At 65.9% G+C, this 23,273-nt stretch carries 35 protein-coding genes; 29 read left to right on the forward strand and 6 right to left on the reverse strand.

Translation table 11 applies throughout. The features are described from left to right. The 9 genes from RM788_RS19150 to RM788_RS19190 all read left to right on the forward strand — a co-directional run bounded on the left by RM788_RS19150 (position 1) and on the right by RM788_RS19190 (position 9,449). A complete protein-coding gene (locus RM788_RS19150) occupies positions 1–4,053 on the forward strand; it encodes a hypothetical protein (RefSeq protein WP_315933053.1) in 4,053 nt (1,350 codons plus the stop codon). Next, the gene (locus RM788_RS19155) at positions 4,054–4,914 is read left to right on the forward strand and encodes a phage tail family protein (RefSeq protein WP_315933054.1); all 861 of its coding nucleotides are present in this window, start codon (positions 4,054–4,056) and stop codon (positions 4,912–4,914) included. It begins immediately after the preceding gene. A gap of 1 nt (position 4,915) precedes the next feature. Continuing rightward, positions 4,916–6,133 (forward strand): siphovirus ReqiPepy6 Gp37-like family protein, encoded by a 1,218-nt coding sequence (locus RM788_RS19160; protein WP_315933055.1) that lies wholly within the window; start codon positions 4,916–4,918, stop codon positions 6,131–6,133. A 3-nt stretch (positions 6,134–6,136) separates the two neighbouring features. Then, positions 6,137–6,448, forward strand: a complete 312-nt coding sequence (locus RM788_RS19165; RefSeq protein ID WP_315933056.1) for a hypothetical protein — start codon at positions 6,137–6,139, stop codon at positions 6,446–6,448. After that, the gene (locus RM788_RS19170; protein ID WP_315933057.1) at positions 6,448–7,200 is read left to right on the forward strand and encodes a hypothetical protein; all 753 of its coding nucleotides are present in this window, start codon (positions 6,448–6,450) and stop codon (positions 7,198–7,200) included. Before RM788_RS19165 ends, RM788_RS19170 begins: the two co-directional genes overlap by 1 nt. Before the next feature lie 9 nt (positions 7,201–7,209). Continuing rightward, on the forward strand, positions 7,210–7,443 hold the full coding sequence (locus RM788_RS19175; protein ID WP_315933058.1) for a hypothetical protein: 234 nt from the start codon (positions 7,210–7,212) through the stop codon (positions 7,441–7,443). 77 nt (positions 7,444–7,520) lie between these two features. Beyond that, positions 7,521–8,810, forward strand: coding sequence for a tail fiber domain-containing protein (locus RM788_RS19180; protein WP_315933059.1), 1,290 nt, complete (start codon positions 7,521–7,523; stop codon positions 8,808–8,810). Further along, positions 8,807–9,133, forward strand: coding sequence for a DUF2746 domain-containing protein (locus RM788_RS19185; RefSeq protein WP_315933060.1), 327 nt, complete (start codon positions 8,807–8,809; stop codon positions 9,131–9,133). The genes RM788_RS19180 and RM788_RS19185 overlap by 4 nt, the downstream gene beginning before the upstream one ends. Positions 9,134–9,221: 88 nt before the next feature. After that, entirely contained in the window at positions 9,222–9,449 is a 228-nt protein-coding gene (locus RM788_RS19190) for a hypothetical protein (protein WP_315933061.1), read from the forward strand. Positions 9,450–9,517: 68 nt separating this feature from the next. Here RM788_RS19190 and RM788_RS19195 read toward each other — a convergent pair whose 3' ends face one another. After that, a complete protein-coding gene (locus tag RM788_RS19195) occupies positions 9,518–9,817 on the reverse strand; it encodes a hypothetical protein (RefSeq protein WP_315933062.1) in 300 nt (99 codons plus the stop codon). Positions 9,818–9,951: 134 nt separating this feature from the next. Between RM788_RS19195 and RM788_RS19200 the strand changes: the two genes are divergently transcribed. The 20 genes from RM788_RS19200 (at position 9,952) to RM788_RS19290 (ending at position 19,109) form a co-directional block, all read left to right on the forward strand. Continuing rightward, on the forward strand, positions 9,952–10,392 hold the full coding sequence (locus tag RM788_RS19200; RefSeq protein ID WP_315933063.1) for a hypothetical protein: 441 nt from the start codon (positions 9,952–9,954) through the stop codon (positions 10,390–10,392). Between the two features lie 369 nt (positions 10,393–10,761). Further along, positions 10,762–11,073, forward strand: a complete 312-nt coding sequence (locus tag RM788_RS19205) for a hypothetical protein (protein WP_315933064.1) — start codon at positions 10,762–10,764, stop codon at positions 11,071–11,073. Then, positions 11,070–11,972, forward strand: a complete 903-nt coding sequence (locus RM788_RS19210; protein WP_315933065.1) for a RecB family exonuclease — start codon at positions 11,070–11,072, stop codon at positions 11,970–11,972. The genes RM788_RS19205 and RM788_RS19210 overlap by 4 nt, the downstream gene beginning before the upstream one ends. A 36-nt stretch (positions 11,973–12,008) precedes the next feature. After that, a complete protein-coding gene (locus tag RM788_RS19215; protein ID WP_315933066.1) occupies positions 12,009–12,545 on the forward strand; it encodes a hypothetical protein in 537 nt (178 codons plus the stop codon). 54 nt (positions 12,546–12,599) lie between these two features. Then, the gene (locus RM788_RS19220; RefSeq protein WP_315933067.1) at positions 12,600–12,881 is read left to right on the forward strand and encodes a hypothetical protein; all 282 of its coding nucleotides are present in this window, start codon (positions 12,600–12,602) and stop codon (positions 12,879–12,881) included. A 150-nt stretch (positions 12,882–13,031) separates the two neighbouring features. After that, positions 13,032–13,463 (forward strand): hypothetical protein, encoded by a 432-nt coding sequence (locus RM788_RS19225; RefSeq protein WP_315933068.1) that lies wholly within the window; start codon positions 13,032–13,034, stop codon positions 13,461–13,463. 62 nt (positions 13,464–13,525) lie between these two features. Further along, a complete protein-coding gene (locus RM788_RS19230; protein ID WP_315933069.1) occupies positions 13,526–13,723 on the forward strand; it encodes a hypothetical protein in 198 nt (65 codons plus the stop codon). A 99-nt stretch (positions 13,724–13,822) separates the two neighbouring features. Further along, positions 13,823–14,593 carry an AAA family ATPase gene (locus tag RM788_RS19235; protein WP_315934683.1) on the forward strand — a complete coding sequence of 257 codons (771 nt, stop codon included), beginning with the start codon at positions 13,823–13,825 and terminating at the stop codon, positions 14,591–14,593. Further along, complete coding sequence (locus RM788_RS19240) at positions 14,590–14,967, forward strand: hypothetical protein (RefSeq protein WP_315933070.1); 378 nt, start codon at positions 14,590–14,592, stop codon at positions 14,965–14,967. Before RM788_RS19235 ends, RM788_RS19240 begins: the two co-directional genes overlap by 4 nt. After that, positions 14,964–15,242: a hypothetical protein gene (locus RM788_RS19245; protein ID WP_315933071.1), complete on the forward strand. Its 279-nt coding sequence runs from the start codon at positions 14,964–14,966 to the stop codon at positions 15,240–15,242. Before RM788_RS19240 ends, RM788_RS19245 begins: the two co-directional genes overlap by 4 nt. Further along, complete coding sequence (locus RM788_RS52995) at positions 15,239–15,622, forward strand: CHC2 zinc finger domain-containing protein (RefSeq protein ID WP_399344056.1); 384 nt, start codon at positions 15,239–15,241, stop codon at positions 15,620–15,622. Before RM788_RS19245 ends, RM788_RS52995 begins: the two co-directional genes overlap by 4 nt. Continuing rightward, entirely contained in the window at positions 15,516–16,127 is a 612-nt protein-coding gene (locus RM788_RS19250; RefSeq protein WP_315933072.1) for a toprim domain-containing protein, read from the forward strand. Before RM788_RS52995 ends, RM788_RS19250 begins: the two co-directional genes overlap by 107 nt. Then, a complete protein-coding gene (locus RM788_RS19255; RefSeq protein WP_315933073.1) occupies positions 16,124–16,330 on the forward strand; it encodes a hypothetical protein in 207 nt (68 codons plus the stop codon). The genes RM788_RS19250 and RM788_RS19255 overlap by 4 nt, the downstream gene beginning before the upstream one ends. 2 nt (positions 16,331–16,332) lie before the next feature. Continuing rightward, on the forward strand, positions 16,333–16,692 hold the full coding sequence (locus tag RM788_RS19260) for a hypothetical protein (protein ID WP_315933074.1): 360 nt from the start codon (positions 16,333–16,335) through the stop codon (positions 16,690–16,692). Further along, a complete protein-coding gene (locus RM788_RS19265) occupies positions 16,689–16,874 on the forward strand; it encodes a hypothetical protein (protein ID WP_315933075.1) in 186 nt (61 codons plus the stop codon). Before RM788_RS19260 ends, RM788_RS19265 begins: the two co-directional genes overlap by 4 nt. Next, the gene (locus tag RM788_RS19270; RefSeq protein WP_315933076.1) at positions 16,871–17,053 is read left to right on the forward strand and encodes a hypothetical protein; all 183 of its coding nucleotides are present in this window, start codon (positions 16,871–16,873) and stop codon (positions 17,051–17,053) included. Before RM788_RS19265 ends, RM788_RS19270 begins: the two co-directional genes overlap by 4 nt. Further along, complete coding sequence (locus RM788_RS19275) at positions 17,050–17,268, forward strand: hypothetical protein (RefSeq protein WP_315933077.1); 219 nt, start codon at positions 17,050–17,052, stop codon at positions 17,266–17,268. Before RM788_RS19270 ends, RM788_RS19275 begins: the two co-directional genes overlap by 4 nt. Beyond that, complete coding sequence (locus tag RM788_RS19280; RefSeq protein WP_315933078.1) at positions 17,261–18,445, forward strand: hypothetical protein; 1,185 nt, start codon at positions 17,261–17,263, stop codon at positions 18,443–18,445. The genes RM788_RS19275 and RM788_RS19280 overlap by 8 nt, the downstream gene beginning before the upstream one ends. After that, a complete protein-coding gene (locus RM788_RS19285) occupies positions 18,442–18,744 on the forward strand; it encodes a hypothetical protein (protein ID WP_315933079.1) in 303 nt (100 codons plus the stop codon). The genes RM788_RS19280 and RM788_RS19285 overlap by 4 nt, the downstream gene beginning before the upstream one ends. Next, positions 18,741–19,109 carry a sigma factor-like helix-turn-helix DNA-binding protein gene (locus RM788_RS19290; RefSeq protein ID WP_315933080.1) on the forward strand — a complete coding sequence of 123 codons (369 nt, stop codon included), beginning with the start codon at positions 18,741–18,743 and terminating at the stop codon, positions 19,107–19,109. The genes RM788_RS19285 and RM788_RS19290 overlap by 4 nt, the downstream gene beginning before the upstream one ends. A 47-nt stretch (positions 19,110–19,156) precedes the next feature. Here RM788_RS19290 and RM788_RS19295 read toward each other — a convergent pair whose 3' ends face one another. The 5 genes from RM788_RS19295 to RM788_RS19315 form a co-directional block, all read right to left on the reverse strand. Beyond that, on the reverse strand, positions 19,157–19,486 hold the full coding sequence (locus RM788_RS19295) for a hypothetical protein (protein ID WP_315933081.1): 330 nt from the start codon (positions 19,484–19,486) through the stop codon (positions 19,157–19,159). A gap of 422 nt (positions 19,487–19,908) precedes the next feature. Next, positions 19,909–20,775, reverse strand: a complete 867-nt coding sequence (locus RM788_RS19300) for a phosphotransferase (protein ID WP_315933082.1) — start codon at positions 20,773–20,775, stop codon at positions 19,909–19,911. 13 nt (positions 20,776–20,788) lie between these two features. Then, a complete protein-coding gene (locus RM788_RS19305) occupies positions 20,789–21,265 on the reverse strand; it encodes a glycine-rich domain-containing protein (RefSeq protein WP_315933083.1) in 477 nt (158 codons plus the stop codon). A 406-nt stretch (positions 21,266–21,671) separates the two neighbouring features. Then, positions 21,672–22,058: a hypothetical protein gene (locus tag RM788_RS19310; RefSeq protein WP_315933084.1), complete on the reverse strand. Its 387-nt coding sequence runs from the start codon at positions 22,056–22,058 to the stop codon at positions 21,672–21,674. Between the two features lie 405 nt (positions 22,059–22,463). Continuing rightward, positions 22,464–22,925 carry a hypothetical protein gene (locus RM788_RS19315; protein ID WP_315933085.1) on the reverse strand — a complete coding sequence of 154 codons (462 nt, stop codon included), beginning with the start codon at positions 22,923–22,925 and terminating at the stop codon, positions 22,464–22,466. Positions 22,926–23,273 lie beyond the last annotated feature (348 nt).

Consider the following 23,273-nt stretch of genomic DNA (forward strand, 5'->3'; position numbering starts at 1 on the left):
ATGGCTGGCACTCAGATCATCGGCCGCGTAGCGGTCAAGGTGCTGCCGGACACCGAGGAGTTCCGGGCCGACGCGCAGCGCCAGCTCACGGTCCTCGAGAAGGCCCTGCGGGACGTCAAGATCGTCGTCAAGCCGAACCTCGACATGAGCGGCATTTCGGCCCAGGCGCGCAAGGTACGTGAAACCGCCGCCAAGCAGCTCGACGCGATCAACCTTCGCGTCAAGCTCGACGACCAGGGCTCGGTGCAGCGTGCCATCGCGCACCTGCGCGCCGAGCTGGACAAGCTCGACGAGAAGGAAATCAAGGTCGGCCTGAACCGGGCCGAGTTGACTGCGCAGCTCGCGGCGATGGAGAAGCAGCTCGCGCAGGTCGCCACCCTAAACCTCAAGGTCCGGCCCGGCAGCGTCAGCTCCCTTCAGCGCGCGATCGGCAAGATCGACGCCGAGCTGGAGAAGCTCGCCGAGGTCGACCTCAAGGTCAAGATGGACCGAGCGTCGCTGGAGAAGGCCCGCGCCAACCTGGAGTCACAGCTCAAGGCGGCGACCACGGTCGACATCCGGGTCAACAACACCAGCGCCTCGTCCCTGAGCAAGGCCATCGCGAAGATCGACGCGGAGCTGGAAAAGCTCGCCGAGGTCGAGTTGAAGGTCAAGCCGGACCGCTCCTCCCTGGAAGCCGCGCGCAAGGCGTTGGAGACCCGGCTCAAGGACGCCGCGACCATCGAGCTCAAGGTCAACAAGGGCAACGCCGCGTCGTTGAGCTCTGCCATCGCGCAGATCGAAGCCGAGCTAGAGAAGCTGCGCGAGGTCGAGATCAAGATCAAGCCCGACCGCGCCTCACTGGAGAAGACCAAGGCCGAGCTGGAAGCGAAGCTCCAGTTCCAGCACCGCCTGCAACTGGTCGCCGACTACGCCCAGGCGGACCTGATTCGCCAGCGCGTGCAGGCACGGCTCGACGGCATCAAGATCGCGCCGACCATCGACCAGGCCACCGTCGCCAAGACGATGCGCGAGATCGAGGGCTACGCCGAGAAGATCGAGGCACTCAAGGCCCAGATCAAGCCCGAGCTGGACCCGATCTCCCGGCGCAAGCTGGAGCGCGAGATCGAGGAGATCGAGGACCGCATCAGCGGCCTGACCGCCGAGATCCACACCGACGTCAACGCCCTCTCGCAGAAGGCAACGCAGGCGAAGCTCGCCGCGCTGGCCCGTGCTCGCCGCGTGCAGATCATCGTCGAGATGAACAGGGCCGCGGCCTCGCGCGTAACCGCGGCCTTGGCTGCGCTGTCCGGCGCTCGCGTTGCGACCAACTGGATTCGCAACCTCGGCGAGGCACTGTCCAACCTGGACAAGAACGTGCCGATCATCGGCTCGATCGCCCTCGCGGTCGCCGGGCTGGGCGGTTGGGCACTCACCGCGGTCTCCAACCTCTTCGCCTTGTCGGCGTCGCTGGCGCAGATCGGTGGAGCAGGGCTCGCGCTGCCCGGCATCCTCGGCGGTATCGCGGTCGGCCTGGGCGTGACGATCGCGGTCCTCAAGGACTTCAACGAGGTCATCCCCGAGGTCAAGACTCGACTGGCCGACCTTCAGGACCAGCTTTCCGAGCGGTTCTGGAACATTGCAGAAGCTCCGATCCGGCGCCTGGTGGACAAGCTTTTCCCCTCCCTGGAGGCGGGCGCGGGGCGCACGGCCGAGGCTCTGGGCGGGTTCTTCGGCCGGTTGTCCGACTCCCTGACGAACGCGCTGCCCACCAGCGCCGTCGACAGGATGTTCGCCGGGCTCATCGCCTCCATCCACATCGCCAGCACGGGAACCGACGCCTACGCCGGAATCCTGGCGAAGCTCGGCACGGTCGGCTCGGCCTACCTGCCGCGCCTGGCGAACTGGTTCGTCGACATCTCGCGTCGCCTGGACGACTTCCTCGGACAGGCCGCGGCGGACGGCCGACTCCAGGGATGGATCGACAACGGCATCCAGGCCTTGGCCGACCTCGGCACTGTCATCGTCCAAACCGGACGGATCTTCGCCGGGGTCATGAAGGCGGCCGAGGCCGCGGGCGGCTCGACCCTGAGCAGCCTGGCCGACGCGCTGACCCGCGTAGCGGACATCGTCAACGGCCCGCGCTTCCAGCATGGCATGACCGAGGTCTTCCGCGCCGCCCACGCGGCGATGGATCAGATTGCCACCCTCTCGGGTCCGGCGGTCGCGCGCCTGCTGGAGACCCTCGGGCAGACGCTGACGTTCATCCTGCCGCTGGTCGGCAGTGCCATCGGCACGCTGCTCGACAGCGTCGCCACGGCCCTGTCGCAGCCCGCCTTCCAGGGCGGCCTGGTGGTGATGTTCCAGGGCATCCACGACGCGGTCATCGCGCTGGCTCCGGCCTTCGAGCCGCTCGGCCGCGCGCTGGGCGTGCTGGCCGTTCTCATCGGCGAACTCGCCCGCGTGCTGGGCCCGCTGCTGGCCGAAGTGCTCACGACCGTCGCCAACGTCCTCGTGAAGCTGGCGCCCAGTGCGATCAGGCTGGTCGACGTCCTGGGCGGCGGCCTGCTGCGTGTGGCAGAGGCCCTCTCGCCGGTCCTGCTGCGCGTCGCCGAGGCGCTAGCGCAAGCGGCCGACACAGCCCTGGTTCCGGCCCTGACCACGGCGATCGACGCCCTGGTTCCAGCGCTGGAAAAGGTGCTGCCGCTCATCGGCGACGCCTTCGTCACCGCGCTTGAGGCGATCACCCCGATCCTGCCCAAGCTCGCCGACCTGTTCTCGCGACTGGTCGACATCTGGTCGAGCACCGTCGCCGACATCCTGCCGCAACTCATCGAGCTGATTCCGACCGTCGCGGACGGCCTGATCAGGATTCTCGACGCGATCACGCCGCTGCTTCCGGACATCGCGGAATTGGCGCTCACGTTCGGCACTGTGCTCATTCCTGCATTTGTGCAGTTCGCGCAGGAAGTGCTTCCCGGCCTAGTGGACGCGATTGTCGAGCTCGTCGGGTCGATCACCCCTATGGTCGACAAGTTCAACGAGGTCGCGCAGCAAACCCTTCCCGTCTTGCTCCCGATGATCATGGAACTTGCGAGGCTCCTCGGCGAAAACCTGTCGTCTGTCCTCTCTGGACTGGGCGATATGTTCTCGGGAACTTTTCAGGGCCTGAAGGGCACCTGGGAGATTTTTTCAGGATTCCTTACAGGTGACTGGGACAAGGTCTGGAACGGCATCAAGGATGTCGGAAAGGGAATCTGGGACGGCATCGGCGGCATGTTTGATGTCTTCCTCGGCGCCACGATGACGGCTCCGCTCAAAAGCAAGCTCACGGAAATGGCTGCCAAGTGGGGCGAACACTGGGAAACCGCCAAGCGGAACCTCGGGCAAGCGGCCGACGAGATGGGCCGCCGCTGGGATCAGTTCTGGTCCAACCTGGGCTCAACGCTGCGCTCCAAGGCTGACGAGGCCAAGAGCAACATGGCCGTTGCCTGGGAGAACATCAAGCAGAAGGCGTCCGAGGCCTGGAGCAACATCCAGAACACCGTCCGGGACGGCGTCAATGGCGTCATCGATTGGGTCAAGGGAATCCCTGGCCGCATCGTCGATTCGCTTGGTGACACCGGACGCATTCTCATCGAAGCGGGCGAAAAGGTGATCGACGGATTCCTGAGCGGAATCTCGGCGGCCTTCGGAAGGGTGAAGGCGAAGCTTTCCGAGCTAACCGCTTTGCTTCCCGACTGGAAGGGGCCGGCTTCTCGGGACCGGGTCATCCTGTTCGATGCCGGACGCCTCGTCATCGACAGCTTCATCAACGGCCTCGAATCGCGTTACGATGCGGTCAAGGCTTCGTTGTCCGGACTGACCGATGAAGTGGCCGGAACGGAATTCTCCGCGCCCGGAGTGGGCGCTCCCGGCGTTTCACGACGAATTGCGGGAATCACGGACGGCGCACTCGCGAGCGGCGAGCGCGGCACTCAGAAAATTCTTAACTACTACGCGGCACCCGGTAGCAGCATTTCCTCCGAGGAGGACCTGTTTGCCGCCTCGGGTCGCGCAAGGATGGGCTGGTAAGTGCCTCGGCTGCAACTCGAAAGTGCAACGGACATCTTCGACCTCGACGATGTCCTGAAGAAGGGAAGGGGGGTGCAGGCCCTGTCCGGCGCGACCGGGCTGGGCCTGCCCCCGGTCTCCGTGCAGTGGCTCAGCGGAGCAGGTGACGGAGCGCGGTACCGCGGCAAGCGGGTGTTGCCGCGCGACGTCGACCTGCCCTTGCTGATCGAAGCGCCCAACCGCGTCGAGCTCCAGCGCACGGTGTCCCGTCTGGCGATCATGCTGGACGGGCCGTGCACGCTGCGATTCGTCGAGGACGACGGCACCTCGTGGACGACCGAGGTCGTCCGCGTCGGAGGCGGTGACTACGCCTTCGGCGTCGACAGCACAGGCGAGACCGACCTGCTGATGGTGATCACCCTGCGCGCCGGGATGCCGTACTTCACCAGCTCGGTGCCGACGCGCAAGACGATCGGAGATCAGGAGGTCGTGCGCGGCCTGCTCGTCGGCGGCCTGGCAAACCTGAACGTCGCCTCCAGCCAGGCGATCGGCCAGATCCAGTTGGAGAACCTCGGCGACGCCCCGGCCTATCCCGTGTGGGAGGTCATCGGGCCCGGCCGTGACTTCAAGGCCACCTCGCCCAGCGGCGACCTACTGCATTGGGCGGGCGAGCTGGCGGACGGCGAGAGCCTCCTCCTGGACACCGCGACGGGCACGGTCGTCGACAACGACGGCGTATCCCGCTACGGCGAGCTCGCGCCCGCCCCGCGCTTCTGGACTATCCCCGCTGGCACGACCAGCGCGCACGTGAGCCTGGAGGACGTCATCCCCGATTCCCGCATCGTGTGCACATGGCGGCCTCGTCGCTGGCTGGTGATCTGACGTGCGCCTCACCGACCTCACGGTGGAAGTTCGCGACCGCGATCTGACGCGCCTGGGCCTGATCCGGCCCGAGGAGCTCAACCTGCGTGTGCAGGGTGAGCACAACGGGCTCGGGGTCTGGAAGCTGGAGCTGCCCGCAGAGCACCCCTTGGCGGCCCCCCTGCGGCAGCCCGGCTCCGGGATCATCGTCACCGGCCCGCAAGACATCCTCATGTCGGGGCCGACCGTCAGCCCGGTCGTGGTGACCTCCGCCGACGACCCCACGGGCATGGTCAGCTTCGAAGGCGTGTCCGACTCCGTCGTACTGGCGGACATGCTCGCCTGGCCCCAGCCGACCAACCCCGACCCGACCACCCAGGCCGCCTCGCACGACGTGCGCTCGGGCAATGCCGAGTCGGTCATCCACGGCTACGTCAACGCCAACTGCGGACCGAGCGCACCGACCGCACGCCGCAAAGCCCACCTGGTCATGGGTACCAACCTCGGGCGCGGCCCGCTGGTCAAGAAAAGCGCGCGGTTCCCCGTGCTGGGCGCGCTGATCTCCGAGATCGCCGTCATGGCCAACCTCGGGTTCCGCGTCGTGCAGCGCGGCGCGAACCTGGCGTTCGAGACCTACCAGGTGACCGACCGCAGCCTGGACATCCGCTTGGACGTGCTCACCGGCACGCTGGCCTCCCAATCCGTCGCCGTCGCCCCGCCGGGCGTGACGCGGGTGATCGTGGGCGGCCAAGGCGAGCTGGAGAACCGGGACTTCCTCTCGGCCACCACCGCCGAAGCCGTTGCGGCAGAAGAGGAGTGGGGTCGACGGATCGAGCGGTTCGTGGACCAGCGGCAGACCGACGACCCCGCCGAGTACCAGCAGGCGGCAGACGAGGTGCTTGCCGAGGAAGGCTTCACCGCGGTCGCCATGCGCGCTGTTCCGGTCGACGACCTCACGATGCGCTTCGGCGTCGACTGGTACCTGGGCGACCGGGTCTCAGCCGTAGTCGGCGCGGGCGAACTCTCTGCTGTGGCCACCGGCTACGTGCTCGTGGTCGGTGCTGGCGGCGTGCAGCTCGGCGCGACGCTGGGCGACCCCCGGCAGTTCGACCGCAACGAGTCACTGACCCGTCGCCTCGACGACGCCCGCAATCGCATCAGCGCCTTGGAGCGCAACGCAGAGGTGGGAACGACAGCCGCGGACGACGCGGCGATCATGAACATGATGGGGGTGTGGTAGCGCGTGGCGAACACGCCCAAGGCGCTGCACCGCGGCTCACTCGGCAACGTGACCAACACCGTTGTCGGCACGGTGCCCGCGGACAAGCGCTGGGTCCTGACCAATCTGGTCCTGACCAACTACGGCACGACAGGGGTCAACACCTACGTGCAGCTCGACGAAGTCCCGCTGGTGCACATGCTCGTCTTGAGTCCTGGTGCCACGTTCACCCTCGACTGCACTCAAGTGCTCGGAGCAGGGAAAAGTATCCACGCCTGGGCCAGCACTGCGAGCGCGGTCGCCATGCACGCCTCCGGAGTGGAGATGGATCTCTGATGGGCATCCAGATCATCAACGCCGCTCGCCCGGCCGACACGCCTCACGCGCAGGCGATGCTGTCCGGGGGTGGCGCCAGGTCGGGCACCACGGTTGGCGTCCGCTGGTCGGACCGCTTCCTGGTCATCGGCCTCGGCCGTTCCACCCGATGGAGCCGAGACGGCGTGTACGAGATCAACATGCCGCCGGACGGCACGGTAATCCCCTGCGCCTCAGGCGGTGCCTCGGTCACGGTTGCAAGCGGTCGCGTCCCCGTGCCATTCCCTTACGGGGCCCTGTGGTACATCCCGCCCATCGGCCTCGGGCAAGGGTCAGTGCCGGAGAATTTCCGCATCACGCGGTTCGGCGATCCCTCCCCCTGGGAGGTGCCCGACCACTGGATTCTCATCGCCTCCCGCAACGACGACGGCCAAGCGGCCTTGTACAAGTGGGGCGACGGCGCCACCACCGACTACTGGCGCCTCCTGACCCTGCTGAACGGCTGGACCAACTACGGCACGGAGTGGTCCAGGGCGATGTATCGGCGCGGCGTTGGCGACTTGGTGGAGGTCCGCGGGCTGGTCATGAACGGCACGGCCAACCACGTCGGCACTCTGCCCGCCGGATTCCGCCCTGCGACGACCCTGCTCACCGTTCAGAACGGAGCGGATCTCTTTGCCCGCGTGGACATCAACAACATCGGGCAAATCATCCGCCTGACCGGCTCAAGCAGTTACCTCACGCTGAACCTCATGTTCCACGCCGAGCAGTAGGAGACCGCCGTGTTCGCCAACTCGACTGCGAGGGTCCCCTCCGGCGTGTCGCTGCGTTTGCTGGGCTGGGAGTACGACGAGGCCGCGGACATGATCCTCGGCGTCTTCACCGACGCCCCCGCCCCCGACGACACGAACCCCGCAGGGTTCCAGCCCTCGCTGCGCTACATCGTGGCCCTTGAGGTCATCGCCAGCGAGATCCAACCGCTCGACGAGCTGACGACCGACTCGGGCGCCGTCTAGCCTCCCGCCTCCGAAGCCCCCTGCGCGCCGTCGCTGCGCGGGGGGCTTCGCCATGCCCTCAGGAAGGTATCCGCCCAGTGGCACTCTCCTCTTACCCGTTCGACGAACAGGCCACCACCGAAACGCAGTACAGCGCACTGTTCCGCGAGCTCCAGGACTCCGGTGTCGTCGACTCGGCCACCGGCAATGGCTTCGCCGTCTCCGCGGACGCGGGCGGCATGTACGTGGACGTCCAGCCCGGCTTCGCGATCGTCCGCGGCCACGCCGTGCTGTCGACCGCAGTCGAGCGGCTTCCCGTCCCGACCGCGGACCCGCTCGCGCGCACCGACCGCGTGGTGCTGCGACTGGACCCCGGCCAGAACGAAATCGTTCTGGAGGTGGTTAAGGGTGAGCCGGGCGCGGGCCTGCCCCCGCTTACCCGCACCGACTCCGGCGTCTTCGAGATCCCGCTCAGCAAGGTGCCCGTGCCGACCGGAGCGACCAACATCGGCACCACAGTGCCGCAGGACGACAGGCAATTCGTCAGCGGTCGGGTCGGCGTGTGGCGCACCGAGACGCGCCCGAGCGACCCGCGCGTGGGCAGGTTGGGCCTCAACCTCGGTACGGGTCGATGGGAATGGTTCAACGGCTCGACTTGGGTCGACCTCGCCCCGGTCAGCGTGTGGAGCACGATCGAGGGCAAGCCGGGCACCTTCGCCCCAGCGCCGCACCGGCACCACTGGAACGACTTGGACGGCGTGCCCGCCTCGTTCACTCCCGCTGCACACACCCACGCCTGGGACAGCGTCACCGGCAAGCCGAGCTCGTTCCCGCCCTCGGGCCACACCCACGGCAAGAGCGACATCACGGGCCTCCAGGCCGACCTGAACTACCTGTCCAACAACAAGGCGTGGGCCGACCATGGCCACGGGGACTACGCGACCTGGGGTCACCGGCACGGCGGTGGCGACATCGACGGCCACGTCAACCGCGCCTGGGGCACTGACCGCGTCCACACCAACGGACCGGGGCCGGGCCCCTGGTACGCGGCCTGGGTCGACGGCAACCGGAACTTCTGTCAGAACACCTCGGCCCGGCGGTTCAAGGAGAACATCCAGGACTACTGGATCGACCCGGCCCGCGTGCTCGCGCTGCGCCCGCGGACCTACGACCGCAAGAACACCGACCACAAGCACGAGCTCGGTCTCATCGCCGAAGAGGTCGACCAGACGCTGCCGGAGATCGTCCAGCGCAACGAGGACGGCGTGATCATGTCCTTGCGCTACGACCTGCTCGGTGTCGCCCTCATCCCGGTCGTCCAAGACCAGCAAAACCGGATCGAGCGCCTGGAGCGCCTCGTCGCAGAACTCATGGAGCGTGGCGCGTGAGCGACCCCGTCATCGTCGCCCTGATCAGCTCGGGCTTTGCCTTCCTCGGCATCGTTGCCGGACTGCTCAAGCGGCAGGACCGGAAGTTGACCGAGGTCAAGACCGACACCGCCGAAGCGCGCAAGCAGGTGCAGAACTCGCACAGCACCAACCTGCGCGACGACCTGGACAAGGTCATCTCACGTCTGGGTCAGGTACTCGACGGCCAGACCCGCCACGACATCGCGTTGAGCGATCTGCGCCGCGACTTGTCGCACGAGCGCGTTGAGCGCCTGGCCGTGTCCGAGCGCCTCGATCGGCACATCGACAGCGCTGAGCGCTGACCCAACCACCTCCGCAGGCCTCCGCCACCAACTCGACGGCGGGGGCCTGCGGCATCTCCACCCACCTCAACCCCAAGGAGTAACTCCAGTGGCTTCCACCCCGCTCACCGCCCGCGAGCCCCTCGTCATCCGCGCCGCGATCGTTGCGTCCCTGACCGGCCTGCTGCACACCCTCGTCGTGCTCGGCGTCTTGTCCATCGCCCCGGAGGCCGAATCCGCCATCGCTGGCGCGATCGATCTGCTCGGCACTGCCGTGCTCGTCATCTGGGCGCGCGGCGCGGTGACCCCCTCCGATCAGGACTCCGACGAGGTCTGATCCTGATATCGAAAGAGCCCCACCTGCTGGATGAATCAGCGGGTGGGGCTCTTTCGGTCGTCCAGGACTCAGCTACTTGCAGCCTTCTGTTTCTCGATGTCGTCCATGCTCGTAACCGTGATCCCTCGGGGGCCTCGCCGTGAGGTGCCGCCGGTTGCCTTCGGCGGCTTCTTGGGCGTGGGTTGAGGCGCATCGGCGAGCAGTTCCTCCAACGCGAGCCCGTGCTCCGCGCACAGATCCTTACTGACCGTGATTCCATCGTCCAAGCGCCGAATCTCGTACGACTTGGCAGGTTTGTCCTGGTCAGTGCACACATCACACACTGTCCGTGTGACCTTCATTACCGATTCCCAACCTTCGTCGTTCACCCGTTCGGATTAAGCTAGCCTCGCACGAGCGGGTGTGAACCTTGACATTTGTTGATCATTTGTGCCAAGGTTACACACAGCAGACGGGGGGTCGCAACTAACACATACCGCATGACACACGAGAGGGGCACGACATGCCCGCATCGAAGATCCAGAGCGAGCAGGAGGTGTTGGACTGGCTCGCAGACGGGAAGACCTACCAGTGGATGGTCGAGGAGTACCGCAGGAAGTACCACATCGAGACCACCATCTCAATGTGGTCGAACTTCCGAAAACGCCGTGGACTAGAGACCCGCATCGCCCGCGACGCCGACCTCGTACCTTGGAAAGTCAAGGATGAGCATCAGTGGTCGACACCTCTGACCATGCTGCGACTGTTGGCACGCTGCCGCGGAGATTTCGCCCTACGCGATGTCGACCAGACTCGCCTAGACAACTGGCTTCACGAACTGAAGCTGAGCAACGCAGTCGTCCACTACGACCCCGACACCGAGGCGGGCTTCTTCTACGTACCACGAGAAGAAGGCGACTCTGAGTTCATCCGCCCGCCGTCGCGTCCCCAGGACAACTCCTAGGCCGCAGATAACTCCCAGTGACATTTGAGCTTCCTATGGGTCGCTGATGGACCACGCACGCGCTCTCCCCCGGCAATAAGCAGCTTGCATCGTCGCGGCGCCCCCGGCAAAAGCCTGGGGCGCTGTCCGTTTCCGTGGAACACTTGTTCGAAAATTCCATGTCATGGGGCGTAACGACTGCACGTCGGACGCCGATTCTGATACTGGGGAGTCTTACCTGAGGGCGCGAGGCGGGGCAGGCCTCATTGACACGTCATCAACCGACAGGTAGAACTTCTATATCTCAACTTACACACCGGAGGTCGCGCACCAGTGCTCTGCTCGCAACTGGCTCCACCCGAATCAGAGGAAACCAGACACCTTCGCCTGGTGGACTGCTCTCGGGAGGAGGAATCGACGCACCCGGACGCCGTCTGCATGCTGACCCTCCACGCCACGGGTCAGGTCCTTGTCGTTCTCGACGCCGAGAACTTCGACTTTCATGTGGACGTCGCACCGGATGCAAGTCCAAAGTGGATCAAGTTCTGCTTGCAGTATCTGGATCTTATTGGCTACGTGCCGATCCCGCTCGATGAGTGCGACCCCGAGTTGCTCGACAACGACTGGATCAGGCGCTACTTCGTCCCCCGTGAGCCCACGGACGACATGCCGCTGATCGTGCCTCCGGCGGTGAGCGCTTGAGCATCCAGGTCCCCGGCCGCTTGTCCTACTCCTCCCTCTCCTCCTACGCCGAGTGCGGGGAACGGTGGCGCTTGGAGCGTGGCCACAAGCTCAACGCCTCCACCTGGTTCGCCACCGTTGCCGGTTCGGCCGTGCACGAGATCACGGAGGCGCACGACTTGGTCGAAATCGGACGTCGAAGTGACGCCGTTCCGGAATTCAAGCCGGTCTTCGACGGCCTACTGGCCAAGGAGCGCGAACTCGGCCGCGAAGTCAAGCCCTCAGGCAAGAAGCTGAAGAAAATCGGCCCCGGCGGCGGACCGAACAAGCGGGACTACGACTGGTGGCTGATCTACGGCCCCCTGTACGTGGAGAAGTGGCTCGCCTGGAAGGCCGCCAGCGACTGGAAGATCGCAATCCTTCCGGACGGCGAGGTCGGGGTCGAGGTCGTGATCAACGAGGACATGGCCGACGAGAGCTTCCTCGGGTTCATCGACCGCGTGTACATCACGCCGGACGGACAAGTCGTGATCGTCGACCTGAAGACCGGTTCGGTGCCGATGTCCACGCTCCAGCTCGGTAGCTATGCCGTGGGCCTGTCGCGCAAATACGGGATCTCCGCCGAGTGGGGCGCTTACTGGATGGCTGGCGACGGCGAGTTGACCGGCCTGAAGGACCTGACCATCTATAGCGACGAGTACATCGACGAGCAGTACGCGATGGCCTGGCGCGGCATCCGCAACGGCGTCTTCCTCCCCAACATCACCGCGCTGTGCCGAGGCTGTGGCGTGCGCGACTTCTGTCGCGCAGTCGGCGGCATGCGCTCCAACGAGTTGCCGATCCGCGACGACCTGATCCTCTCACCACCGGTGACCCAGGCCACAGAATCTCAAGTTGTACAAGTTTCCCCCGGTGTGTAAGTTGAGAATCAACAAACGAGAGGAGCTCACACCCCAGTGACTAGCGAGAACAGCAGGGCCCGCGGAACTACCGTCACCATCAAGTACAGCGGTGACCGGGACGCTCCCTGGGCTGTCTTCTACGGCACGCCCGACGAGATCCGCATCGACGTCATCGCCTACTTCGGCTTGGACTCGTACGCGATGGAGCAGCGCACCCTCCACGAGCTGATTGGCGTCGCCTCCAAGGTCGCGTCGGGTGGCCCGCTCCCCACACCCCTCCCGGCCATGGCTTCCGCCCAGTCCGAGGAGAAGGCGCTTCAGCTCCTGAAGGACGAGCTCGGCGCGCGGCCGATCGGGGAAACGCCCGCTCCGGCGGGCGACGTCTGGGCTGATGCCGGGACTTCCGCCGGTTCACCGCCCTGGGACGTTCCGACCACGCCCGCGGTCAACCCGATGCTGGCCCGGATCGAGGAGTGCGCGAACGTGCAGGCACTCAAGGCGTTGTGGGCTCAGAACCAGGCGGCCTTCGCTGACGGCAGCCTCATGGACGCCTATAAGGCCAAGGGACGCGCCCTCAAGGCTGCGGCCTGATCCGCAGCTCGACCCCAGCCTTTCCCGCTCGCAATACGGAGGAGACCCGCACCCGTGCTGAAGACCCTGTTCTCCAGTTCCAACACCGCGCCCGCGCCGGTCGCCGAACCCAGCTTCGGCACGCGACTGGCCAACGCTGATCGCATCGCCGCGCGGGCACTGGCCGCCTTCGGCGAGGCGGCCACCGACCTGGAGAACGCTGCGCGCGAGCAGGAGATGGTCGCGCAGGAGATCAAGACTGAGATGGACGCGCTCGCGGGCAACGCGGCATCGGCCGAGTTCCAAGCCGCGCAGAACCGCGCCTCGGCGCAGAAGCTCCGCGAACTCATCGGTTAAGAGGCTTCTCCCCCTACCGCCAGTTGTGTAAGCTGAGAGAACATCTGGCGAGCAGCTCGACCCACTCTCATTCGAAGATAGTGGGTAACTTGAGAGGTTGCCCTCCTCGTCGTTTCATCCCCATCACCGAACACAGGGAGTACCCAAACAGTGCTGAACTTCGCCGACATCCCCAACCAGTCCGGCGGTTGGCTCAAGCCCGCCGAGCACAGGGAGGCTGTCGCGATTCTCGTCGAGGTCAAGGGTTTCGAGCGGCAGCGCCCGACGCCGCACGGCCCGAAGGACTCGGTCCTGGCCAACCTCTCGGTCTTCAACACCCAGGCCGACCTGGACGCCGGTACCCCGGCGATCTCCGAGGGCGTCCGCATCGAGCAGACCGTCCTGGCCCGCGACCTGTCGGGCCTGGTCAACCAGGCCACCATCGTGACCCTGGCGCAGGTCCCGAGCAAGACGCCGGGCAGCAACCCGGCCTGGGTGTGGCGTCAGGTGGACCGCGCGACCCAGCAGAAGGTCGTGGCCTACGCCACGAACCGCGAGGCCGCGCTCCAGGCCGCGATGTCGGACGCGCCCGACTTCGACTGATGCCTGAAGCCCAGCAGGGGACGAGGCGGGCCTCCCGGTCCGCCTCTCCCCCAACCCCCAGCGTGAGTCGGCTCGTGCACTACTCGACCGACCCTGGCGGCGCCACGCGCGCCGCGCTCATCACCGACGTCCACGAGGACGGCTCGACCGCGGACCTGCTGATCTTCAACCAGGTCGCCCCGTACGCGCACCCGCTGCCCGGCGTGCCGTTCGCGGCCGAGCCCACCCCTGGCCACTACAACTGGCCCCCGCGGGTCTAGGAGGCATCGCAGTTGCTCACACCCTCGCGGTCGCTGAGCCTGCACGCCGAGTCCGGCCGTGAACTCCCTCGGGTGGCGGCATTCCAGTCTCTCTACGACATGGGATGCCGCCCCCGGCACGGGGAAGTCATCATGATCGCCGGTCGAAGCGGCACGCAGAAGTCCGGCCTGGCCCTGTTCTGGGTCGCCAGCATGAACCTGCCGACGCTGTACTTCAGCGCCGACATGAGCGCCTTCACCGCCAGTTCCCGCCTCGCGTCGATGGCCCTCGGGCACACGACGGAGATGGTGGAAGCGGGCATGACTGAAGGCGGCTACCACCGCCAGAAGTACCTGGACGCCCTCGCCTCGTCGCGCATCACCTTCAGCTTCGGCTCGCCGATCACTTGGCAGGCGGTCGACGAGGAACTGGAGGCGTACATCGAGCTGTGGAACGAGTACCCGCAGGTCATCGTGTTCGACAACCTGATGGATTTCGACGGCGCGGAGTCGGACTACACCGAGCAGATGGCGGTGATGAGTTCGGCGACCGAGCTCGCCCGCGCCACGGGCGCGACCGTGATCCTGCTGCACCACGCCAGTGACAAGAGCTGGGAGGCGAAGTCCGACCCGTGGGCTCCGCCGTCGCGTGACCAGGTCAAGGGCGGCCTGTCGGAGAAACCGGAGCTGTCGCTGTCCGTGGCGCTGGACCCGACTTCGTTGATCTACAAGATCGCCGTCATCAAGCAACGCATGGGTCCGAGCGACCCGACCGCCCGCTCGCACGCCACGTTGCGCTGTGAGCCGGACAAGACCCGTTTCCACGCGCTCGACACGCATCAGGCGATGTTGTCCGCGGTGAGCCTGACCCCCGGAGGTGTCCCCCAGTGACCGACATCGCGAAGCGGAACGCCGCCAACCGCAGGCGCGGCGCGCAGTGGCAAAGCGACCTGCGCAACGGCTTGCGCGAGAGCGGTCTCGACGTCGAGCGCCTCGTGCTCACCGGCAAGGAAGACGAGGGCGACCTCGTGGTGCGCGACTTCGCCAAGCCGGGCGACTTCGTCGTGATCGAGGCCAAGGCTGGCCAGCTTCACGTGACGGACTTCGTCCGCCAAGCCCTCGCCGAGGGCGGCCACTTCGCAGCGCACCGCAGCCTCGACCGGGCGCGCGTCGCCAGCATTGCCGTGGTCAAGCGCCGCGGGATGAACTGGAAAGACGCCCTCGTGCTGACCACGGTCGGCGACTACTTCGGCCTGACCAGGTGACGGCGCAAGACCCGCTGGTGGAGTGGGCTGCCTGCCTCGGCGGCGAATGGGAGGAGTGGCTGGCGCTGCGTCACTGGCCGCAGGGCGACGACTCCGCGACCCTCGACTTCGAGATCGACGCGCTTCTGGCCGCCGACGAAGGCGACGAGCACTGGGGCGTTCGCCAGATCCGCGCCGCCGAGATCCTGTTCGACGCCGAGCAGCCGCCCCCGACGCTGGCCGAACTTGGCTTCGATCGGATGACCGGCACGCTGCGAGGTCGGAGGGTCGCGTGAGCGACGTTGAGCGCCCGGACCTGGGCGCATTGCTCGACCACTACGGCGTTCCGCGCTCCGATCGTGGTCGGCAGATGGTCGCGTGTCCGCTGCACGAGGACCGCACCCCCTCGTGCAGCGTCGACCTGAACAAGCACCTCTGGAACTGCCACTCGTGTGGTCGCGCTGGCGACAGCTTCAACCTCATCCAACTCAAGGAGAACGTCGACTTTGTCGGAGCACGAGCCTTTGCGGCCACTCTCGGACTCGCAACGGGAAGCGCTGGAGGAGGCGGTGACCAGCTATCAGGCAGCGCTTACGGCGGACGCCGCAAAGTGGCTGGTCGCAAGGGGGATCAACCGCGAGGCGGCAAGTACGTTCCGGCTTGGCGTCGTCGGTAACCCGTTCCCCGGCCACAGTCGGCACCGCGGCTTCCTGGTGATCCCCTATCTCGACCGCGACGGCAAGCCGTTGATGGTGCGCTTCCGCTGCCTCCAGGAGCACGACCACCGGGCCTACGGCCACGGCAAGTACATGACCCTGGACGGCGACATCCCCCGCATGTTCAACGTCGGCGCGGTTCACCGGGCGGGGGACGAGATCCACATCTGCGAGGGCGAGCTCGACGCGGTGATCCTGTCGATGCTCGGCCTGCACGCAGTGGCGATCCCCGGCGCGAAGCTGTGGTTCAGCCGCCACCGCCGGATGCTCGCAGGCTTCTCGCGGGTCTGGGTCTGGGGCGATCCGGACGACGCGGGCGCCGAGCTCACCAACAAGATCACGCGCGCACTCCGCTCGGCCAAGGGCGTGCGCCTGAAGGTAGGCGACGTGACCGACACGTACCTGGCTGGCGGGCCGTCCGCCATCTTCGACCTGATCCAGCCCAAGGAGCTGACCGCAGCGTGATCCGCAAAGCCGTGCGTGTTCTGACCGGACGCCCCTCGCACGACGTGACTGTGAGCCTCGGCCACCGGTCGGACGGAGCCCCCGGCGTCACCCTCGCGACCTTCGGCCGCGGGATGTGGTGCTTCACCAGTCCCGAAGCGCTGCGTCGCCTCCGCGACCAGCTCACCCCCGCCATCGCTCACCTGGAGGGCAGCACCCCGTGAGGTTGACCTACGACGAACTCGTCCGCCGCCACGCAACGTTCCAACTGACCAACAACACGCTGGCATTGGTGCGCCGCGAGCGCATCGCGCAGGACGCCCAGCACGGTGCGGGCGACCTGCCGAACGGCACCGGCCCCGTGTTCTGGCAGATGCTCGTGGACGCGCGGAGCAACATGGCCATTGCCGAGAGCATGGGCGTCGTGTCCTGGCGAGACGTCCTCCTGGAGGAGGTCGCGGAGGCGCTCACCGAGAGCGATCCCGAGCGCTTGGCCAAGGAGCTCGTGCAGGTTGCCGCCGTCGCCGTGGCCTGGCGCGAGCACCTGCACCGCCGCGGCGCAGCACCCATTGTGGTGGCCGCGTGATCGCCGGATTCGATCACCACGAGCTGGCCTACATCGTCCTCGACGGTGAGACCGAGCCCGTCCTTGCCGAGTTCAACCTCGTCCCCGGCCACGCTGGCTACTGGGCGTTCTTCGGCACCGAGCAGGTCGCCCATCCCGTCGAGGTCACCGTGCTGCGCCGGGCGAAGGTGAATTGCCCGTGAGCGCGGGCTTCACGCACGGAGACCTCGCCTACGTCCTCCGCTTCGGGGAGGACGAGCCCGAGATCGGCCAGTTCCGCTTCACCGACGACGGCGGCTACTGGGCGTTTTTCGTAGACGAGGTCATCGACTTCCCCGAGGACGTGACCGTCCTGCGCCGGGCCACGGTGCTGCCCGAGTGACCGGACCCCTGCCCGGCGCACCGGGCCCCACGCTCACGGCCCTCTGGGACGGCCTCAGCCCCGACCAGAGGGCCGCTCTGTGCCCGCACCTGCTCGGCGACACCTCGGCCGACTGGCTGACCGCCGTACTGCGCGAGCACGGCCTGACCGTGTCCGCATCCACCATCCGCAACTACCGGCGAGCGATTCGCCAGAAGGGGGTGACCCGTGGCTGACAGCCTGACCGAACAGCTCCTCGCCAAGCCGGTCGGCCCCGCGATCACACCGCGAGCAACAAGCCCCGAGAAGGACTTCACCCGCGCGGTCGAGGTCTCCGGCGACACCGCCGAGGTCACCGTTCGCAGTGACGTCCAAGTGGACGAGAGCGCGGCGGCGAACTTCCTCCGGGAGCAGGGCGAAGACCCCTCGCTGTGGGAGGTGACCGGGTTCCGCGCCTCGGAGTGGACGATGGCCTCCGGCGCGACCGGCGTCTCCACCCGGTACAGCTTCGCCCGGCTCGGCACCGCGGCCAGTGCCGAGCGCCCGCCGCTCGACGAGCTGTTCGCCGAGATCCGCGGCCACGAGCCCGTCACCGAACGGGCCGAGGGCGACCACGGCTTCCTGGTGCTCGCGGGCGACATGCAGTTCGGCAAGCTCGACGGCGACGGAGTCCAGGGCACCCTGGCCCGCACGATCGACTACCTGAACCGGGCGCGCGACGTCCTGGAGCTCTACCGCCTGCGGTTCGACGTCGGTCACGTGCACGTCGCCTGGCTCGGCGACCACGTCGAGGGCTTCGTCTCCCAAGGCGGCGCCAACGTGTGGCGCACACAGCTCACGCTCAACGAGCAAATCCGGCTGACCCGCCGAGTGATGCTCCACGCGCTGAAGCTGTTCGCCGACAGCGCCGAGCGGGTGTCGATGGTCGCGGTGCCCGGCAACCACGGCGAGGCCGTGCGCTTCGCCGGGAAGGGCGTCACCCGCTACGACGACAGCCACGACACCGAGTCCCTGATCGCCGTCGCCGACGCCGCAGCGCTCAACCCGGAGGCGTTCGGGCACGTGCGGTTCTACGTCCCCGAGACGGACGAACTGACCGTCGTGCTGCCGGTCGCCGGGACCACGGTGGCTCACGCGCACGGCCACCAGTGGAAGCCTGGCCGCCACTTCGAGTGGTGGCGCGGGCAGGCCTTCAACGCCGCTTCCCCGATGCACCAGGCGGACCTGCTGGTCGCTGGGCACCTGCACCACGAGCACGTCGACAGCGACGGCAAGCGCCTGTTCATCCAGCCGCCCGCGATGGAGAGCGAATCCACGTGGTGGCGGCACGCCAAGGGCACGACCGGCCACCCCGGCTTGATCGTCGCCATGACCAAGGACGGGGCCGTGGGCCCCTTGGAGGTGATTCGTTGACCGACCGTACCGACTGGCGCGTTGTCCAGCTTCCCCCTGTGCGGGAAGCGATCGGCATCGCCGCCGCCAGCGTCGTCCGGGACTTCGGCCACGTCGCCGAACTGGACGACCTGAAGCAGGACGCGGCGATCGTCATCGCCACCCACCCGGACAAGGTGCTGGCCTACCTCGCCGACGAGGAGCACCCGAACTACCTGATCCGATGGATCTGGTCGAGGCTGCGGGACCAGTACCGGCCTCACGTCCGCAAGACCAACCAGACCGTCTCGCTGACGCGCCTGGAGGCGATCCAGCTTTGACCTACACCCCGGAGCAGGTCGAGCGGCTTCTGCCGACCATCTGGGGCGGGACGTGGGCCTGGGGGCAGCAAAACCCCCAGATCCCCGACCCGGACATGCCCCGCGCGACGAGCGTCGCCTCCCACAGCGGCACCTACTGGGCCCACCTGGCGGACATCCGCGCGGCCTGGCGCGAGACCTTCCTGACCCGCGAACTGCGGGTCGCCCTCTTTCTGTCCCACGCCTGCGGCTGGACTCAGGAGGAGATCGCCGAGCACGAGGCCGTCAGCCAGCGCGCAATCAGCAAGCGCTTGGCCCGCGCGCTGGAACTGCTCACCAACCACCTGAACGGATACGTCCGCTGGGGGGGAAGCCGCGTGACCTAACGATGAACGCCCTCGCACGAGGATCTCCGTGCGAGGGCGTTCATCGTTCAGGCCGAACCAGGGGGTGGGATCTGATCGTTGGAAGCGGGCAGTTCGGCCGGAGAAAGCTCTGCCGATCCAGGCTCGACGGGCGGCTGTTCCAGAGGAACGACTTCGGTAGGGCGCCCCCACGGCGGCGAGACCAGCTTGAGAACTTGGACCAAGGTCAAGCCCGCCGTTTCGAGAAGACCAACCAGTAGATCCTTGAGTGCCAAGATGATGCGCTCACGCGCTTCGCCTTCCGTACCACGGGAAGCTACAAACAGCAGCAGTGCGATACCGGCGAATACCGTGCCCAGCACTGCCGCGGCAACGAGGAAAAATTCAAGTGGGGACACAACACACAAGTTAGCGGATATACGTATCCAGCCTCTGTAGATAAACACTACACTACTTGTCTACCCGAGTGCGTGGAAGACTCAGGCATGTGGAGCTACTCCGATTACTTATCGAACATGTAAACGGCGATAAGTCACTTTCCCAGGTGTACATCGAAAGCTTTATTAACCCGATCGGGCGTCAACGCATTGGGATATGATTACACATAGTTACAGCCTCGTCCGGGCGAGTCAACTTGTGATCCCCGACACACGCGAACGCGCCACGTCGCGCTGGAACTTCCGGTCAGGGCCTTCTGGGGCAGAATTTCTGCTCCCGAACTCGCTCAAAAGACTGGCAGCACGAAGTCCCCTGCCCAGCTCGGGCAGGGGACTTCTGGTGTGGAGTGCATGCTCAACGACATCGGCCTCAAGTGGCCATGTCAGCTCAATCGGTACCGCGCCCATTGACGAGCAGCCTCGGTCGCCGCAGTGTTCGAGAACCTTCGCTCCCACATGCGGACCACGGAGGCAACGAACGCCGTAAGCGCTTCAGGTGGCGCTGCCGAGAAGCCATCGAACTGGCATCCCCATTTCTCCGCTGCTTCGGGATCATGTCCCTCTGCGATGAGGCGGATGAGCAGGAAGGCCGGGTCCACCCACGGTGCGGCCGTTCGCCACCATGCCCAGTCGATGATCTGCGCGCGACCGGAGACGAGGATGTTGGCGGGGTGAAGATCGGTATGGGCGAGGCTTGACCCGTCCATGTGATCGGGTGCGCGGATCGCCCACTCGTCGAGCAGCCCGAGGTTCTCCGCTGACCACGATTCCGCCTCCGGTGGCAGCGGAGACCCGATCTCCGCTGCCAGCCCGCGAGCCCACTGTTCGGACATGGACCGTCGCGCCACGGGAGCCGGGGGCAGCGGGGTACGGCTGATCTGCGCCACCGCGTCGGCGACCAACGGCAAGTCTGCCGAATCCGGGGAGAGGTCGGCGTGCTGCCCGGACACGTGCTCGAATCCGAGCAGCAGCCACCCTTCCGTCTCTACATGCCACAACAGGCGCGGCGCGAGCTCGTCAGGCAAGGACGGGTTCACGGCCATCTCGTTGCGGTGCATCGAAGACCAGGCCGACGACGCCGTCGTGATCCCCTTGCAGTACACCGGTCCGGCCTCGGACCACAGCGTCAAGGCCAGTTCGGAATTTCGGCCCGCAGTCGGGGAATCGGTTTTCAGCACCTGTCCGATGTTGTGCTCCACGGCGAGCCGTACACCCTCAGGCAGGTCATACCAATCACGACGAACTTTCATCTACATCCTCGTTCTAGCAGTTGGGCTTGCCGTCACCTTGACCGCAGTTGGTGCACCCCGAGTGGCACTGGGTGCAGTCGCCCGCCTTCGTCATCCACAGTTCGGCGTCGACCTTGAACCCACTGGCCCTCATCGCCTCCACCGTAGGGGCCAGAGCCTTCACGGTTTCGGCGGACCCGCCGCGCGGCAAGGTGAACTCGTCGGGCACGTGGTGGATGAAGTATCCGGCGACCCGCTCGCAGAACTCGGCGTAGTCGACGGTGTTGAGGATGAACTGGTGCCAGCCGAGGTCGACCCGCTGACTCGGCCGCAGGTGCACGCCGGGGTTGTCCGTGCACGTCTTCAAGTAGGCCACCGCCTGATCCACGATGCGGACGGCCTCGTCCCCGGTCATCCCAGCGTGTTCCTTGATCAACTGCGAGGTCAACCGGCCGCGCAACTCCAGCGAGATCAAGTCTTCGGTGGTTGCCTTAGCGAGAGTGGACGTCATCACGTTCCTTCCGTTTGGTGATGGAGTACCGATCACCTCGTGCTTGGGCGCAATTTTGCGGGTGTTCGCGATGCATCCCGATCGGTTCTTCCACGAAAATAATGATCGCACTACGCGGTTGACAGATAGGTGCAACTGGGTGAAGCGCCAATGTCTACCCGAATTTCGTATTGCTTTTTTGGGCATGCCTGAAAGGGCGATAGCGCGTTTACCACAACGGCTGCCACCCAATTTGTGCCCATGTCAATAATCTAGCCATACACAGGCAAAGAGCTGGTTTCACAAGGACCTAAAGGCGTTCAACCTCTCTTCTTGGTCGATACTGGCGCTTGCTGAGGTATTAGTTACGGACGATTAACAACGTGGGATCTTCGCATTTCGCGAATTCCAAAGCTCATCGAGGCGTTCATGGCCGCCACACTCGTCGCCGATCGACAACGAGCACACCTTCTTTATTTAGCATCAACATGTCGAGTTTTGCCGTGTCCACTATGAACGTTTTTTCGGAGCGATCGCAGAATTCAGCGTTTGACGACGAGTATTCCGCACTGATTGAGGGCGCCGCCGCAACAGTTTGTGGAATAAGTGAGGCGCGCCTGCCTGTATGGAGCCCAAGCGCCGAATCGTTACTAGCCATAAGCACGCTACGGAGAGCTTCGCGTATAAGTTTACGTGGCCAGCGGGTAACTCCGCGTTCAAAAAGGCCGATATTGCGGAAGTCCAGTGGCATGGCCTTAGGGTCGCGCAGTGTGACGTAGGCGTTAAGCGCCTCGGCCAACTCTTGCCGCGTCATGGCAGCACCGGGCACGTTCGGCGACGGAAGCCGTAAGCGCGCATCGCGTATGAGTTGATTAGGTACATGATTTCCCGCTGGCATGTTCATTTCATCTCATGTTGACACCGACTATAGCTCTTGGGCGGTAGGGCTTTATGGATGCGCCCTACCGCCGTTCGCCCAATTCGTCTGCCCGCACACCCCCTCACCTCGGCCAATCGCGCCCTAGTGACTGGTAAACGGGAATGCTCGAATTGGGACGTCTGTGGTTGAGGCGGCGAGGTCGGTCTTCGGGGTGAGGTCCCGACCCCGCCGCCGCTAAGGGCGGGTGACGTGGGCGCTCGCTACGTGGGAGTAGCTCTGCTGCTCGTCGCACGCCACCCGCCTCCCCCGACCTCCGCAGGCGGGGGAGCATTGAGGGGGTTAGCGCTCGACTGGATTGCGCGGGACTTGACGCACGACGTCCGCGCTGTAGCCGCTGGGGGTATTCGGGCGGATCACCACCGCTCGAACCTTCGTCGCGATCCCTGGAAGCACTTCGCACATCGGCGGGGGCGGTTCCGGCATGGTCGGCGCCTGCGCACTACCTGGAAGCGGTAGTCCGAGCGTCGCCCTGATCGTCCAGATCGGGTTCCCGCCGTAGAGCCAGACCACGGCGGCAGGCTTGAACGGGTCTGCCCCTGAGCCCGACCACTGCTCCATCGGAGCCCGGTATGCGAAAGCGTCCGCATGATCGAACAGTTGGATTACGTCGACATAGCCCGCATGCCAGAACGTCGACGCCATCGCGATGGGAGCTTCCCGGTCGGGGAAGTAGTGGTGAGTCCAACCCTGGCGCGTCATCTCTGCGATCCACTCATCGACTTCGCGGGTGTCCAGCGTCATCGCGGTCACATCGCACTCTGACGAGCCGCGCGTCGAACCCGCGTGCGAAGGCCTCGCAACTCGACGAAAGCCAGACAGGCGTCACACCCACGCGAAGCAGCGTGGACCAGGCGTCCGATGTAGATCACCGCGAAGGCAACACCACCAGCCAGAAGCGCTCCTAGCGACCCAGTCACCATCTCGAACCTCCATTTGCCCTTGACGAAGCAGGGGTGCACCGAGCTGCCGCTCAAGGCTTGGCAGTCGGAGCGTCTCCACTGACAACTCCCCAGAGACTACGTCTGAGACTCAAACAGTGACGCGCGCAAACGGATGACGTTTGAGTCTCAAACGGTGACGCTCCGCAAT

This window comes from Umezawaea sp. Da 62-37, from assembly GCF_032460545.1.
Taxonomy (GTDB): Bacteria; Actinomycetota; Actinomycetes; order Mycobacteriales; family Pseudonocardiaceae; genus Umezawaea.

Coding starts and splice junctions, on each gene's coding strand:
- RM788_RS19150 (WP_315933053.1), top strand. CDS start 1: ATGGCTGGCACTCAGATCATCGGCCGCGTAGCGGTCAAGGTGCTGCCG.
- RM788_RS19170 (WP_315933057.1), top strand. CDS start 6,448: ATGGGCATCCAGATCATCAACGCCGCTCGCCCGGCCGACACGCCTCAC.
- RM788_RS19200 (WP_315933063.1), top strand. CDS start 9,952: ATGCCCGCATCGAAGATCCAGAGCGAGCAGGAGGTGTTGGACTGGCTC.
- RM788_RS19235 (WP_315934683.1), top strand. CDS start 13,823: ATGGGATGCCGCCCCCGGCACGGGGAAGTCATCATGATCGCCGGTCGA.
- RM788_RS19300 (WP_315933082.1), bottom strand. CDS start 20,775: ATGAAAGTTCGTCGTGATTGGTATGACCTGCCTGAGGGTGTACGGCTC.
- RM788_RS19305 (WP_315933083.1), bottom strand. CDS start 21,265: ATGACGTCCACTCTCGCTAAGGCAACCACCGAAGACTTGATCTCGCTG.
- RM788_RS19310 (WP_315933084.1), bottom strand. CDS start 22,058: ATGACGCGGCAAGAGTTGGCCGAGGCGCTTAACGCCTACGTCACACTG.
- RM788_RS19315 (WP_315933085.1), bottom strand. CDS start 22,925: ATGACGCTGGACACCCGCGAAGTCGATGAGTGGATCGCAGAGATGACG.